The organism is Shewanella electrica, assembly GCF_022321485.1.
Lineage (GTDB): Bacteria > Pseudomonadota > Gammaproteobacteria > Enterobacterales > Shewanellaceae > Shewanella > Shewanella electrica.
In genome coordinates this window covers 1-421 of record NZ_JAKOGG010000068.1, presented here as the reverse complement: position 1 = coordinate 421, position 421 = coordinate 1, and the positions used below count along the sequence as shown (strand labels likewise).

The following is a 421-nucleotide window of genomic DNA, read 5'->3' as shown; positions in this document are numbered from 1 at the left end:
GTCAGGAGCTGAGAGGAAGGAAGCAGCTGAGAACACTCTTGTGGCATACAAGTCTGCCCAGGATATTGCACTCGCTGACCTGCCTACAACTCACCCGATAAGGCTTGGACTTGCACTGAACTTCTCAGTGTTCTACTATGAGATACTGAACTCACCAGACCGTGCTTGCAACCTTGCAAAGCAGGCGTTCGACGATGCTATTGCTGAACTGGACACTCTTGGCGAGGAGTCTTACAAGGACAGCACCTTGATCATGCAACTTCTTCGTGACAATCTGACTCTCTGGACCTCTGACAATGCGGAGGATGGTGGTGACGAGATCAAGGAAGCAGCGAAGCCTGAAGGAGAGGGCCACTAATCTGTCCTGAAGTCTATTTCTGAGTCCATTTACTCAGCTACCTGCTGTATTACTGGATCATAA

At 49.6% G+C, this 421-nt stretch carries 1 protein-coding gene; it reads left to right on the top strand.

What is annotated here, in order from left to right:
* A partial coding sequence (locus L9G74_RS23855) for a 14-3-3 family protein (protein ID WP_238898520.1) occupies positions 1-358 on the top strand: 358 nt, incomplete at its 5' end.
* Positions 359-421: the final 63 nt, after the last annotated feature.